Annotated in this window: 17 protein-coding genes and 2 pseudogenes; 10 read left to right on the top strand and 9 right to left on the bottom strand. The window is 63.8% G+C overall.

Going from position 1 to position 12,882, the window contains the following annotated elements:
• Positions 1-83: 83 nt before the first annotated feature.
• From OKW37_RS22500 to OKW37_RS22475, 6 genes and pseudogenes are all read left to right on the top strand, one after another.
• Positions 84-476 carry a tautomerase family protein gene (locus tag OKW37_RS22500; protein ID WP_429403825.1) on the top strand — a complete coding sequence of 131 codons (393 nt, stop codon included), beginning with the start codon at positions 84-86 and terminating at the stop codon, positions 474-476.
• 91 nt (positions 477-567) lie between these two features.
• Positions 568-900: an ArsR/SmtB family transcription factor gene (locus OKW37_RS22495; protein WP_018424160.1), complete on the top strand. Its 333-nt coding sequence runs from the start codon at positions 568-570 to the stop codon at positions 898-900.
• Positions 897-1,367, top strand: a complete 471-nt coding sequence (locus OKW37_RS22490; protein WP_429352647.1) for an ArsI/CadI family heavy metal resistance metalloenzyme — start codon at positions 897-899, stop codon at positions 1,365-1,367. Before OKW37_RS22495 ends, OKW37_RS22490 begins: the two co-directional genes overlap by 4 nt.
• Positions 1,364-1,885: an arsenate reductase ArsC gene (locus tag OKW37_RS22485; RefSeq protein ID WP_429403824.1), complete on the top strand. Its 522-nt coding sequence runs from the start codon at positions 1,364-1,366 to the stop codon at positions 1,883-1,885. Before OKW37_RS22490 ends, OKW37_RS22485 begins: the two co-directional genes overlap by 4 nt.
• The gene (gene arsB, locus OKW37_RS22480) at positions 1,872-2,972 is read left to right on the top strand and encodes an ACR3 family arsenite efflux transporter (RefSeq protein WP_429403823.1); all 1,101 of its coding nucleotides are present in this window, start codon (positions 1,872-1,874) and stop codon (positions 2,970-2,972) included. Before OKW37_RS22485 ends, arsB begins: the two co-directional genes overlap by 14 nt.
• Positions 2,969-3,509 (top strand): annotated as a pseudogene (locus tag OKW37_RS22475) (NAD(P)H-dependent oxidoreductase). Before arsB ends, OKW37_RS22475 begins: the two are co-directional and overlap by 4 nt.
• Here the strand turns inward: OKW37_RS22475 and OKW37_RS22470 are convergent.
• A complete protein-coding gene (locus OKW37_RS22470) occupies positions 3,392-3,652 on the bottom strand; it encodes a hypothetical protein (protein ID WP_429403822.1) in 261 nt (86 codons plus the stop codon). The pseudogene OKW37_RS22475 and the gene OKW37_RS22470 sit on opposite strands and share 118 nt — an antisense overlap.
• Before the next feature lie 144 nt (positions 3,653-3,796).
• On the opposite strand from OKW37_RS22470, the gene OKW37_RS22465 reads away from it, so the two are divergent.
• Together OKW37_RS22465 and OKW37_RS22460 are read left to right on the top strand one after the other, a co-directional pair.
• Positions 3,797-4,501, top strand: a complete 705-nt coding sequence (locus OKW37_RS22465) for an SDR family NAD(P)-dependent oxidoreductase (protein WP_429403821.1) — start codon at positions 3,797-3,799, stop codon at positions 4,499-4,501.
• Positions 4,502-4,585: 84 nt separating this feature from the next.
• On the top strand, positions 4,586-5,431 hold the full coding sequence (locus OKW37_RS22460; protein WP_429403820.1) for a TOBE domain-containing protein: 846 nt from the start codon (positions 4,586-4,588) through the stop codon (positions 5,429-5,431).
• A 37-nt stretch (positions 5,432-5,468) separates the two neighbouring features.
• On the opposite strand, the gene OKW37_RS22455 is transcribed toward OKW37_RS22460, so the two are convergent.
• The 4 genes from OKW37_RS22455 to OKW37_RS22440 all read right to left on the bottom strand — a co-directional run bounded on the left by OKW37_RS22455 (position 5,469) and on the right by OKW37_RS22440 (position 8,543).
• Positions 5,469-6,179 (bottom strand): sulfate/molybdate ABC transporter ATP-binding protein, encoded by a 711-nt coding sequence (locus tag OKW37_RS22455; protein WP_429403819.1) that lies wholly within the window; start codon positions 6,177-6,179, stop codon positions 5,469-5,471.
• Position 6,180: 1 nt separating this feature from the next.
• On the bottom strand, positions 6,181-6,855 hold the full coding sequence (gene modB, locus OKW37_RS22450) for a molybdate ABC transporter permease subunit (protein ID WP_184036157.1): 675 nt from the start codon (positions 6,853-6,855) through the stop codon (positions 6,181-6,183).
• Positions 6,856-6,877: 22 nt separating this feature from the next.
• The gene (gene modA, locus OKW37_RS22445) at positions 6,878-7,651 is read right to left on the bottom strand and encodes a molybdate ABC transporter substrate-binding protein (RefSeq protein ID WP_429403818.1); all 774 of its coding nucleotides are present in this window, start codon (positions 7,649-7,651) and stop codon (positions 6,878-6,880) included.
• Between the two features lie 190 nt (positions 7,652-7,841).
• A complete protein-coding gene (locus OKW37_RS22440) occupies positions 7,842-8,543 on the bottom strand; it encodes a phosphatase PAP2 family protein (protein WP_429403817.1) in 702 nt (233 codons plus the stop codon).
• Between the two features lie 358 nt (positions 8,544-8,901).
• Here OKW37_RS22440 and OKW37_RS22435 point away from each other — a divergent pair, with 358 nt between their 5' ends.
• Together OKW37_RS22435 and OKW37_RS22430 are read left to right on the top strand one after the other, a co-directional pair.
• Entirely contained in the window at positions 8,902-10,080 is a 1,179-nt protein-coding gene (locus tag OKW37_RS22435; RefSeq protein WP_184057479.1) for an extracellular catalytic domain type 1 short-chain-length polyhydroxyalkanoate depolymerase, read from the top strand.
• Positions 10,081-10,189: 109 nt separating this feature from the next.
• Positions 10,190-10,369, top strand: coding sequence for a DUF3563 family protein (locus OKW37_RS22430; RefSeq protein ID WP_090808381.1), 180 nt, complete (start codon positions 10,190-10,192; stop codon positions 10,367-10,369).
• A gap of 156 nt (positions 10,370-10,525) precedes the next feature.
• Here the strand turns inward: OKW37_RS22430 and OKW37_RS22425 are convergent, their stop codons facing one another.
• The 4 genes and pseudogenes from OKW37_RS22425 to OKW37_RS22410 form a co-directional block, all read right to left on the bottom strand.
• A complete protein-coding gene (locus tag OKW37_RS22425; RefSeq protein WP_429352640.1) occupies positions 10,526-10,984 on the bottom strand; it encodes a TspO/MBR family protein in 459 nt (152 codons plus the stop codon).
• A 57-nt stretch (positions 10,985-11,041) separates the two neighbouring features.
• Positions 11,042-11,516, bottom strand: a pseudogene (locus OKW37_RS22420) (FAD-binding domain-containing protein); the annotation flags it as partial.
• Between the two features lie 208 nt (positions 11,517-11,724).
• Positions 11,725-12,144: an organic hydroperoxide resistance protein gene (locus OKW37_RS22415; protein ID WP_184057477.1), complete on the bottom strand. Its 420-nt coding sequence runs from the start codon at positions 12,142-12,144 to the stop codon at positions 11,725-11,727.
• A gap of 171 nt (positions 12,145-12,315) precedes the next feature.
• Entirely contained in the window at positions 12,316-12,768 is a 453-nt protein-coding gene (locus OKW37_RS22410) for a MarR family winged helix-turn-helix transcriptional regulator (RefSeq protein ID WP_184057475.1), read from the bottom strand.
• Positions 12,769-12,882 lie beyond the last annotated feature (114 nt).

The following is a 12,882-nucleotide window of genomic DNA, read 5'->3' as shown; positions in this document are numbered from 1 at the left end:
TGAAATAGACAAAGATATCTGTTTATTATGATTGAGCGCGCCTAAGCTGTGTTCAACCCAACACCGCAAACAAGGAGCCCATCATGCCGCTCACCCGGATCTCACTGCGCGCCGGCAAGCCGGCCGATTACCGCCAGGCGCTGAGCGCCGGCATCCAGCGCTCGCTGGTGGACACGTTCAACGTGCCGAAGGACGACATGTTCATGCTGATCACCGAGCACACGCCCGACAACATGATCTATGACCGGCAGTACCAGAATATCGAGCGCGGCGACGATCTCGTCGTGATCCAGCTGACCGTTAGCAACACGCGTTCGGTCGAGCAGAAGAAGGCGCTCTACCGGCGCATCGTCGATGAACTCGGGAAGTCGCCGGGCGTGCGGCCCGAGGATGTGTTCGTCAATCTCGTCGAGGTCGAGAAGGAGAACTGGTCGTTTGGGAATGGGATTGCGCAGTACGCAAGCCGTCCCGACTAGCGCCATGCGTCATCAAAGAGCGAACCACCGACTAAGTTGCGACATTTCAACAAATATTGAAATATAACGATGAAGTGGATATAGTGTCTTTATGGACACGATCAATGCCGTACGCGCGCTCGGCGCGCTCGCTCACGAATCCCGTCTCGCGATCTTTCGCCAGCTCGTCGTTGCCGGCCCCGAAGGCATGGCGGCTGGCGAAATAGCGCAGCAGTTAGGCATTTCGCCTTCCGGCCTTTCATTCCACCTGAAAGACCTGACACACGCCGGACTGGTGAGTCCGCGACAGGAAGGGCGCTTCGTCATCTACACCGCAAACTTCGACGCGATGACGTCGCTGATCGGCTTCCTCACAGAGAACTGCTGCTCCGGTGCATCGTGCGCCGCGAGCGACCTTTCCAACTGCTGCCGAGACGAAACATGAAACGCATGCACATTCACGTGGCTGTGGACAATCTTGCCGACAGCATCCGCTTCTACAGCGCGATGTTTGGCAACGTCGAGCCGACGGTCACCAAGAGCGATTACTGCAAGTGGGAGTTGAGCGACCCCGTCGTGAACTTCACGATCTCGCAACGCGGGGCGAAACCTGGCGTCGATCACATTGGCATCCAGGTCGAAACCGATGAAGAACTGGCAGAGATGAACGCGCGCTTCGCCGCCGCTGAAGTTCCCGTGCAGCATCAGAGCGGCACGACATGCTGTTACGCGAAGTCGGACAAGGCGTGGACCGTCGATCCGCAAGGCGTGGCCTGGGAAACCTTTCTGACCCTCGAATCGGCTCCCATCTATGGGCAATCTCATACCCAGGAGGCATTGGCAGCAAACGAATCCGCGGCAGCCTGCTGCGCTCCGTCCCAGACAAGCATTTCATTTCGGAGCCGCACGTGAGCGGCAAACCGTATTCCGTACTGATTCTCTGCACCGGCAACAGCGCACGCAGCATCATGGCCGAAGCGCTGTTCAACGTGCTCGGCAAAGGACAGTTTCGCGCGTACAGCGCGGGCAGCCATCCATCCGGCGCAGTCAATGCGTTCGCGATCGAGAAATGCGCGGCACTGGGCTACGACACCGCCAGGATGCGCAGTAAGAGCTGGGACGAGTTCGCAACGCCCGACGCGCCGCAGATGGACTTCGTCATTACCGTATGCGATCAGGCCGCGGGCGAGGTCTGCCCGATCTGGCCCGGCAAGCCGATCAGCGCGCACTGGGGCTTTGAAGATCCCGCAGCCTGCCAGGGAACCGACGACGAGAAGCGCGAAGTTTTCGACAAGGTCTATCGACAGATCATGAATCGCGTGAGCCAGTTCGTGAACCTGCCGCTGCACGCGCTCAACCACGACGCAATCCAGCGCGAAATGCGCGCCATTGGCGAGCGTCCGGCAGAGCAAACCAATGAGTCGCGCTGAGGCTCGTGCAGCAGCGCGCCCGGCTATCGGCTTCTTCGAGCGCTATCTGACGGTGTGGGTCGCGCTGTGCATCGTGGCAGGCGTGATACTCGGCCAGTTGTTGCCGGGCGCATTTCAGGTGCTCGGGCGCATGGAAGTCGCGCACGTCAACCTGCCCGTCGGCGTGCTGATCTGGGTGATGATCATCCCGATGCTCATCAAGATCGACTTCTCGGCGATGAAGCAGGTCGGCAGCCAATGGCGCGGCATCGGCGTGACGCTCGCGGTCAACTGGCTCGTCAAACCGTTCTCGATGGCCGTGTTGGGCTGGGTGTTCATTCGTCACGTGTTCAGGCCGTGGCTGCCCGTCGAGCAACTCGACAGCTACCTCGCAGGTCTCATCCTGCTCGCCGCCGCGCCGTGCACGGCAATGGTCTTCGTGTGGTCGCAGCTGTGCAAGGGCGACCCGTATTTCACCCTGTCGCAGGTCGCGCTGAACGACTCGATCATGGTCGTGGCGTTCGCGCCACTCGTCGCGTTGTTGCTCGGGCTGTCCGCGATTACAGTGCCTTGGGACACACTGATCGCTTCGGTTGGCCTTTACATAGTGATCCCGGTCATCCTCGCGCAACTGCTGCGCCAACGCTTTCTTCGAAAGGGCGAAGAGCATTTCCGTAGCGTCGTTGCCCGTCTCGGTCCCTGGTCCATCTGCGCCTTGCTCGTGACGCTGGTCCTGCTGTTTGCGTTTCAGGGTCAGCAGATCGTTGAGCAGCCGCTGGTGATCGCGATGCTCGCCGTGCCAATCCTCATTCAGGTGTTTCTGAACTCGGGACTGGCCTACCTGCTCAACCGCCAGTTAGGCGTCGCACATTGCGTCGCTGGCCCGTCGAGTCTGATTGGCGCAAGCAACTTCTTCGAACTCGCCGTGGCCACCGCAATCAGCCTGTTCGGTTTTCATTCGGGTGCCGCCCTGGCGACGGTGGTTGGGGTTCTGATCGAGGTCCCCGTGATGCTGCTCGTCGTGGGGGTCGTGAACCGTTCGCAAGCATGGTACGAATCAGGGCAGCGGAACGCCGCGCCCAACTTGGGGAGAAACGGATCGCGATGAGTGATCTGCCGAACGTCAGCCCTATTCACCTCGATATACCGGACGTGGACAAGCTGGCACCCGTGACCACTTCAACGCATCCGCCACGCATCCTGCTGCTTTACGGGTCGCTGCGAGCAACGTCGTATAGCCGGCTGCTGACGCTCGAAGCCGAGCGCATCCTCCGGCATTTCGGAGCGCAAACGCGGGTATTCGACCCGCACGGCCTGCCGCTCGCCGATAGCGTCCCGGCAGATCATCCGAAGGTCGTCGAACTGCGCAAGCTGTCCGAGTGGTCGGAGGGGCAGGTTTGGTGCAGCCCGGAACGCCACGGCAATCTCACGGCCGTATTCAAGAATCAGATCGACTGACTATGATCGCGTGGTCGACGTGATGGAAGAGTTGTTCAAGTTCACGCTGCTCGTGCGGGACCGTTCGGACTATCTGACCGATCGATACAGCGAGCGCAAGGAGGCCGCGCCCCTGCAATTCAGCCAGCACACGACCACGAGAGCCACGGTTAATAGGGCGACCAGCAAGGAGAACGTGAGCGGATGACCCGCGGGTTGAAACCGGAAAACGACCACCCCGAGCGACACGAAATACGCGAGCAGCGTCACCCATCCTTGCCAGCGCACGGGAAGGCCCCAACCCCAGCCATAGCGTTTGGCTGGGAACCAGTATTCACGAGAGGGTGACATCGCGCGGTCTCCTGATTCGTGCGCTTGCTCATTGTCGACGATTCACGGTCGGTAAGTGCAAGCATTGCATCTTCCGCGCCGTATCACGCGGGACTATATTTCCTGGACCGGCTTCAACCCGAGTCCATCGACAGGAAACGTTCCATGCAACCCGCAAACCAGCAAAAAACCGTGCTTCTGATCGGCGCCTCGCGCGGCCTCGGCTTCGCGATGGTCGAGGAGTATCTGAAGCGCGGCTGGCGAGTCATCGCGACCGGCAGGCAAAATTCCACGACCAGGCTCCTTCAGCTTGCGACGGCGTCACATCACGCACTCGAAGTCGAAACGGTCGACATCACGATGCCCGAACAGGTCGCCGCGTTGCGGGGCCGCCTCGAAGGACGTCCGATCGACCTGCTGTTCGTCAACGCCGGCGTCAAGAACGACGATAGTGAAACGATCGCGGATGTATCGACCAACGAATTCGTGCGCGTAATGGTGACGAACGCGTTGAGTCCGATGCGGGTCGTCGAGGCCTTGCAGGATCTCGTTCGGCCGACTGGCACGATCGGCGTGATGTCGTCGGGGCAGGGCAGCGTCGCCAACAACGAGAATGGTAACTACGAGGTCTATCGCGGCAGCAAGGCCGCGCTCAACATGTTCATGCGCAGCTTTGCCGCACGTCACCGAAGCGATACCAGAACCCTGCTGCTGATGGCGCCCGGCTGGGTGCGAACCGACATGGGCGGGCCGGACGCGCGTCTGAGCATCGACGAAAGCATCCCGAACCTGGTCAGCACGATCGACGCTTACGAGGGCCGTGCCGGTTTGCATTACCTCGACTACCTCGGCAGAGTCGTGCCTTGGTGAACGGCAAGCGTAGGGGCCAGCGGTAGAAGAGCGCGTCGCTATAATGATTCGCCGCCCTACACGTACCCTCAATCACTCTCTGCCATGACCATCGACCGCCCCGACCCTCCCCGCGATGCCCTCGAACTCGGCGGCTCCGTCTGGTTTCAGGCGGGCACGCAGACGCTCGGCGGCGCGGCACGCATCGCGCTGCTTGCGGCGATTGGCGAGACCGGCTCGATCACGAGCGCGGCGAAGGCGGTCGGCATCAGCTACAAAGGCGCATGGGATGCCATCGACACGATGAACAACCTCGCCGGCGAGCCGCTCGTCGTGCGTCTGACCGGCGGCAAGGGCGGCGGCGGGACGACGCTGACGCCGCGCGCGGTGAAGCTGATCGAGACGTTTCGCGCGGTCGAGCGCGAGCATCGGCGCTTTCTCGAACGCGCGGGCGCGGCGATTGGCGAGGGCTTCGCGACGGACTGGGACCTGATCGGCCGCATCGGCGTGAAGACGAGCGCGCGCAACCAGTTCTACGGCACGGTGTCGGCGATCGAGCGCGGCACCGTCAACGACGAAGTGTCGCTCGCGCTGCCCGGCGGCCACACGATCGTCGCCGTGCTCACGCACGAGAGCACCGAAGCCCTCGGGCTCGCGGTCGGCGTGGCGGCGTTTGCGCTGATCAAGGCGTCGTGGGTCGTTTTGCTCGTACCGGGTGATGGCGATCGCGATGCGCCGTTGAACCTGTCGGCCCGCAATCAGTTGTCTGGCACCGTGCACAGCGTGAAGCGCGGCGCGGTGAACGCGGAAGTGTCGCTCGGGCTCGAAGGCGGCGCGGTGGTCACGGCGGTCGTCACCAATGGCAGCGTCGACATGCTCGGTTTGCAGGAAGGCGCGAGCGCGGTCGCGGTGTTCAAGGCGTCGAGCGTGATACTTGGCGTGAAGGATTGAGGTTGCCGGGGCGTAACGGAAGCGCAATGCCACCCGCTCAACGAGGCGACGCCTCGCTGCGCGCATATCCTGCGAACGGATGATCCTCGCGCACGCGGCCGTCGCTGACCTGCACGACCTGATCGCCGAATGCGGCGACGTCGTCCGGATCGTGCGTGATCAGCACCATCGGAATATCGAGCCGCGTTTGCAGGTCCGATAGCTCGCGTCGCATGCGCTGGCGCAACTCACTATCCAGTGCGGAAAACGGCTCGTCGAGCAACAGCAGGCGCGGCTGCGAAACCAGCGCGCGCGCGAGCGCCACACGCTGCTTCTGCCCGCCCGACAGCTGCGCCGGGTGATTGCCCGCCAAGCCCCTCAATTCGAGCGCATCGAGCCAGTAATCGACCTGCGCATGCGCGCCGCGCGCACGCGGATTGAGCCAGCCCCGGTGCATCCCGAAGCCGATGTTCTGCCGCACGTTCAGATGCGGAAACAGCGCGTAGTCCTGAAACAGATACGCGATCTTGCGCGCCTGCGGCTTCTGATCGATGCCGACCGCGCTATCGAACAAGGTGGTGCCGTGCAGCGTGATGGTCCCTTCATCGGGACGCAGCAAGCCGGCGATCGCCTGCAAGGTCAGGCTCTTGCCCGCGCCCGACGGCCCGAACAGCACGAGCCGCTGCGTGCTCGCGCTGAACGCGACGTCGAGCGTGAAGCGCCGCTCGGCGGTCTCGAAGGTCTTGCGGATGGCGACGTTGAGCGGCATGTCAGCGGGCTCTCAGAAGCGTGTGCTGCGGCACGAGACGCCCCGCGAGCAGCAGGATCGTCACGCACGCGACCGATGTCACGAGCACGAGGAAGTTGGCGGTGCTGTCGTCGCCGGCCTGCACCGCCGAATAGACCGCGACCGACAGTGTCTGCGTGCGGCCTGGCAGATTGCCCGCGATCATCAGCGTCGCGCCGAATTCGCCGAGCGCGCGCGCGAACGCGAGCAGGCCGCCCGCGAGGATGCCGCGCGCGGCGAGCGGCAGCGTCACGCGGAAAAACACCGCGGCTTCGCTGACGCCGAGCGTGCGCGCCGCGCGCTCCAACTGCGGATCGACGCCTTCAAAGGCGGCGCGCGCGGACTTCAGCACGAGCGGAAACGCGACCACCGTCGACGCGATCACCGCGCCCTGCCACGTGAAGACGAGCTGGATGTCGAAGCGGTCGAGCCACGCGCCGATCACGCCGCGTCGGCCGAGCAGCACGAGCAGGTAATAGCCGAGCACGGTGGGCGGCAGCACGAGCGGCAGCATCAGCAGCGAATCGATCACGTCGCGCGCGCCGGAGCGCCAGCGCGACAGGCCGAACGCGGCCGCGACGCCGAGCACGAGAGTGAGCGCGGTGGCCCAGCCTGCGACCTTCAGCGATAGCAGCAGCGGAACCCAGGCCTGTTGCATGAGCGTGTGCTCTCCCCGTGAATCAATGCGCCGGCCTGAAGCCGTACTTCGCGAGCACCGCCTGGCCGGCCGGCGACAGCACGAAGTCGATGAAGGCTTGCGCGTCGGCCGCGTGATGGCTGCCTTCGACCTGCGCGATCGGATAGCTGATCGGCGTTTGCGTCGGCAGGTGCAGCGCGACCTTGACCTTGTCGGGCATGATCGCGGCATCGGTGCCGAACACGAAGCCGGCGTCGACTTCGCCGCGCGCGACGTAATCAAGGCTCTGACGCACGTTCGACGCGAGCACCGCCTTCGCGCTGACCGCGTCCCACACGCCGGCGGCCTGAAGCGCGCCTTGCGTGTAGCGGCCAACCGGCACCGAGGCCGGATCGCCGAACGCGACGCGCTTGACGTTCGCGGTCGTCAGCGCGTTGAGGTTGGCGGGCGCGAAATGACTGTCGGCTGGCACGATCAGCACCAGCGAGTTGGCGGCGAAGTCGCGCCGCGTCGACGGCACGATCACCTTTTCGGCGGCGGCCTTGTCCATTGCCTTCTGATCCGCGGACGCGAATACGTCGGCGGGCGCGCCTTTGACGATCTGTTGCATCAGCACGTCGGACGCGCCGAAGTTCAACAGAACCTTGGTGCCCGGATGCTGTTGCTCGAACGCGTCGCCGACCGCCTTGAACGCATTGGTCAGGCTGGCGGCGGCCGAGACCACCAGTTCATCGGCGTGGGCATTCACGCTGACCACGACGGCGACGGCGGCTGTGACGCACAGCGCGTACTGCTTCAGATGGCAAGAGAGTGTCATGAAGGACCCGGAGTCTGACGTGAACGGCAAGCAGTGGCTTAAAAACGCTATCGTAATATATGCGCGGTTATAGCGGTGGGCGAAACGGTCGATTCGGCGCAGCGCTTCACGTATGGCGTGAAGCGAGGGAAGTGCTACGAAACTGTAAAAGGAAGCTTGAAAACGCGGCGGGAGGGCCGGCGCAGCGTGCTCAGATGTCCGACGCGCGCATCGGCTCGAGCGTATTGCGCGTTTGCGACAGCGGCGCGGCCGACGGTCGAATGTCGCGTGGGGCCAGCCATTTCGCGCGAATGAACGGCCGGTCGTGGCCGGACACCTTCAATGCGATATGCGTGACCCAGCGCTGCGTGGGCACGTGCACGCCGTGCATCAGGATTGCCAGCACCATCAGGCTGACGGTGACCGGGAGCGCCGACAGCCGGCCCGGCTCCGCATTCCACGCGATGCGCACGAACACGAGCGCGGTGAGCGCGCCGACGAGGCAGCCAGTCACGGCTTCGGACGGCGAATGCGCGCTCAGCACGACGCGCGACAAGCCCACCGCCAGGCCGGCGGCAAGCCCCCCGAGCACGCCGAGCAGCCGGACGGCGCGGCGCGCGGGCAATAGCATCAAAAACAGCGCGACCGGATAGACGGCCGTGGACAGCATGGAGTGACCGCTGACGCCGGTGAAATCGAGCTCGCGCACGCCGACGCCCCAGCCGAGGAAGGCGAGCTTGGTCACGGTCACGACGCCGATCGCCGTACCGAGCAGCGCGAGCCAGCAGGCCGCGAGCCGCCACGAGTAGCCGACCGCCAACCACAGCGCGATGGCGAGCGCGAGCGGCAGCGTCAAGCCGGCGCCGCCGAGGCTGGTGATCGAATACCACAGGTGGATCGGTAAATCGGGCATGGCGGGAGCGCGACGCGGGTCGCGTGACATCGGGTTGGTGGAAATCGGCGCGCGGCCGGCACGAAACGCCGATGCGGCCCGGATCGACAGGTCGGGAGATCAACCGCCAGTATAGTCGGGTGTCGCGCGACGGTCTTGCGGCGCACAGCGCTTTTGCACGCCGAATGTGGGCTGCCGAACGGCTATCGACGTGGTTTGACGACAGGGCCCCGGCAAGGTTCGCGACGATCGAAATGGGGCACGAAGAGCGGCGCTGTGTTCAGCACCGCAGGAAAAATGATGTTATTGTGCATTGCACAACTTCATCTGATCCGCAGTTTTGGGGTCCGCATTTGTCTCTTTTGCGAGGTTATCGCCGATGGCAAAAAGCCTATCGAAAATCTGGCTGCGTGGTTTCAAGCGCCTGCTCGCGATCCAAACCGAACACGCGCAAAAAACCGCCAAGCGAGCGCAGGCGCGACCGGTTCGCGCCGCCACCACCAAACCGTCGAGCAAGGCTCATCCACTGAAGCCGGCTGCCGCGCTACGCACGCCGATGAAACGCGAAGCGCCGCGCGAGTCGCGCGTGCGTCCACGCGCGGCAGCGTGGGCGAGCGGCGCGTGGACGCGCTCGTTCCATTCCGCGCCGGCCGCGCCGGGCCGGCTGGTCAATCACCTGCAGTACGGGCTCTATATCCCGTCCGGGCACGCGCATGAGGCGATGCCGCTGGTCGTGATGCTGCATGGCTGCACGCAGTCGATCGACGAATTCGCCGAGGGTACGCGCATGAACCTGCTCGCCGACCGCCACGGCTTCGCGGTCGTGTATCCGGAGCAATCGAAGCACGCGCACTCGCACCGCTGCTGGCATTGGTACGATGCCGGCGATAACGCGGGCGGCGCGGAAGCGCGCGCGGTCGTGTCGCTGGTGGATTCGCTGGTCGAGCAACACGGCTTTGACCGCGCGCGTGTCTACGTGGCGGGGATTTCGGCGGGCGCGGGGCTGACCGCGCTATTGGCCGTCAAGTACCCCGGGCATTTCGCCGCGGTCGCGCTGCATTCCGGCCCCGCTTTCGGCGAGGCGCGCTCCGGCATTACCGCGATGGACGTGATGCGGCGCGGCGCGCGTCGCGAGCCGGCGGAACTCGTCGACGAAACCACGAACGTCGCGCAATACCCGGGCATGCCGGCATTGATCGTCCACGGCGATGCCGACCATGTGGTGGCGCCGGTCAACGCGGACCAGTTGGCGACACAGTTCCTGCGTCTGAACCGCCTCATTGACGCAAACGGCGCGCGCAAAGCCGGCGAGACGCGCGAGGACCGCAAAAATGGCGTCGTGATGCGCGATTATCTGCGCGGCGGGCGGCGCGTGGTACGGCTTTGTCGTGTGCAGGGGCTGGGTCACGCATGGGCCGGCGGCGACGATGCGCTGCCCTTCCATTCATCCAAGGGCCCGGACGCGAGCGCCATGCTGTGGGAGTTTTTCCGGCATCAGCGTCGCACGGACGCGGGCCGCATCGCGGAAGGGTTGGCGGCATCGTCGGTCGGGCGGTGACGTCCGAGCAACACCTCGAAAATGAGCAGTGGCATGTAATCAGGGTTTTCCCTATAATACGGGTTATCCCTTAGGCGTAACCGCCTAGCTATCATTGCCGAGGTGAACCATGTATCTGATCAGCCGCCTGTTCCTGTTTCTGACCAAATCGCCGGACCAGCTCGCGAAGGAGCGCGCTGACGCCTATCTCGCTGAAGCGACCGATCTCTACGATCTCGAATTCCGCATGCGCAAGCTCGATCAAGAGACGAACGCGCGTCCGTCGTGGATGAGCCAGCACTACGGCTAAGCCGACTGCCTGTAATCGGCATCAGGCCGTCAGCAATCGGCACATCGGCGCGTGGTGAGGCGCTGGTGTTTGGGGTTGGCCATCAAGGCTAGTACTCGTAACGCGCATTCCCCTTTACTCATCGCGCGGCCTTCGCGCCCGCTTGGCAGACTCCACTCAAGCAGCCGGATTCAGCTGCCACAACGCGTAGTTCAAAAGCGCGGCGTACGCGACCCACACGACATACGGCACGAGCAGAATGCCCGCGAGGCGATCGCGCCGCCAGAACACATACGTCAGCATCACGATCAGTAGCAGCAGAATCAGGATGTCGATCAGCGCCGTCTCCGGCCGATGCAGGCCGAAAAACAGCCACATCCACGCGGCGTTGAACACCAGCTGCACGACCCACAGTACGATCGCCGCGGTCAGGCCGTCGCGCTTCCACACGCGCCACGCGGAAAACGCCATCAGCACGTAAAGTACGGTCCAGACCGGTGGGAAAACCCAGTTCGGCGGATTGAACACAGGCTTTTGCACGCCCGTGTACCACGCGTCCGGCAGAGACAGACTCGCGGCCCAGCCGGCCGCCAGCGTCAGGATCAAAAATACGAGCAGCGACGGTAGACGGCGCATCTTCGCCCCCTTCAGACCTTCTTATTCAGTAATGTGAGCAGGCACTCACTTTCCGTATCAGGCCAGTGTGCGCTCGCGGGCCTGTGCCTGGTCGACGATCCGTTCGGGATAATTCCCGCCCAGTACCATGCACCGAATTCCGCGAGCCGCTCCGCGCCGGCCAGCCACCGCGCGTGAATCCATTTTGCCGGCAAGTTCGCGAGCCGCGGTAGATATCGTTTGATAAAGCGCCGTCGGGGTCGAATTTTTCGGATCGCGTGACCGGATTGAAAATACGGGAGTAAGGTTGCGCGCCGTAGCCGGTCGAGGCGGCCCACTGCCAGCCGCCGTTGTTCGCCGAGAAATCGAAGTCGTTCAGCAAATCGGCGAAGTATCGCTCGCCGAGCCGCCAGTCGATGCCGAGATCCTTCGCGAGGAAGCTTGCCGCGACCATCCGCAGACGGTTGTGCATATAGCCGGTCTGGTTCAACTGCAGCATCGCGGCATCGACGAGCGGATAGCCGGTGCGGCCGTCGCACCAGGCGGCGAACGCTGCAGGCGGCGGGCGCGTGTCATCGGGAGAGGCAGTCGGGCTGAAGGTGGTCGAGGACCGGCTACGCAGGATGCGTGCCGTGCGCGCGAAAACAATCAGCGCCCGGCCCTTTGTGCAGGGTGCGGGCGCTGCTCGCGACGGCGCAGGGTAATGCGCCGTGAGCGGTTCTTCTTGAGCATTGCTGATCGGCGCAACGGCCGACCTGACCTCAAGCGACGTGCAGACGAACCGCGACGTTGTTACGCGTAGCGTTCGAGTACGGGCAGACCTGGTGCGCTGCATCTACCAGTTCCCTGGCAGCGTCCGCAGCCAGACCCGGCAGAGTGATACGCAGGTCGATGTCGAGCGCGAAGCCGCCCTTGTCGTTCGGACCGATGCCGACGTCGGCGGAAACCTGCGCGTCGGCCGGCAGGGCCTGTTTGCGCTGGCCGGCGACAAACTTCATGGCGCTCAGGAAACAGGCCGAGTAGCCGGCTGCAAACAGCTGTTCGGGATTCGTGCCTGCTGCGCCATTTCCGCCGAGTTCACGCGGTGCCGCCAGCTTCACGTCCAATGCATCGTCCGACGATACGGCGCGGCCGTCGCGGCCGCCGGTGCTCGTTGCGCTTGCCTTGTAGAGGATGTTCATGGTGCGGTTCCTAGTCTGGGGTGTCAGGGTTGGCTTGTTTGCCGCTGGCTGCCGGTTCGCCGGTCTGGCGAAGCGCTAGCGAAGCGGCAGGTGACCAAGATAGTACACAAATCATTTGTGTGCAAATGAATTTTTCGATGGAACCGGAACTAGTCCTTTTCAGTTATCGCCCTACTGGTCCATGAAGTCGTTGAGCGTCGTGCGCAGGCGTGTGAGGTCGTCGCGCAGACGCAGCAGGAAGTCCGCCGTCTGCTGCGTCGCGCAGAAGATTTCGCCGGGCACGTCGCGCGCCTGACGCTTGAGCGCCTTGCCCGCGCCCATCAGGCGAATGTAGACGAGGCGCTCATCGTCGGTGCCGCGCGCGCGCTCGATGAGTCCCTGCGCTTCGAGGCGCTTGAGCAGCGGCGTGACCGTCGCCGGATCGAGATTCAGGCGCGCGGCCATGTCCTTGACGGTGACGTCGTCGGTTTCCCACAGCACGAGCATCGCCAGATACTGTGGATACGTGAGTCCGAGCTTTTCGAGCAGCGGCTTGTACGCTTTCGTCATCGCGAGCGAGGTCGAGTAGAGCGCAAAGCACAGTTGCTCGTCGAGCGTGAAGGGGAGAGCGGGGCGCTGGGTCATGATTCATCTCGGCAAAAAGAGCGTGCAAATGGATTGCACGCAAACCATTGTGCCGCAAGTCGATTCAGGATGCCGAGCGTCGGGATCAGGTGTGTCGACAGAGACGTCGGGAAG

This window comes from Paraburkholderia sp. MM5482-R2, from assembly GCF_050436125.1.
GTDB lineage: Bacteria > Pseudomonadota > Gammaproteobacteria > Burkholderiales > Burkholderiaceae > Paraburkholderia > Paraburkholderia tuberum.
The sequence above is the reverse complement of the archived record's forward strand: the minus strand, read 5'-3'. Positions and strand labels throughout refer to the sequence as shown.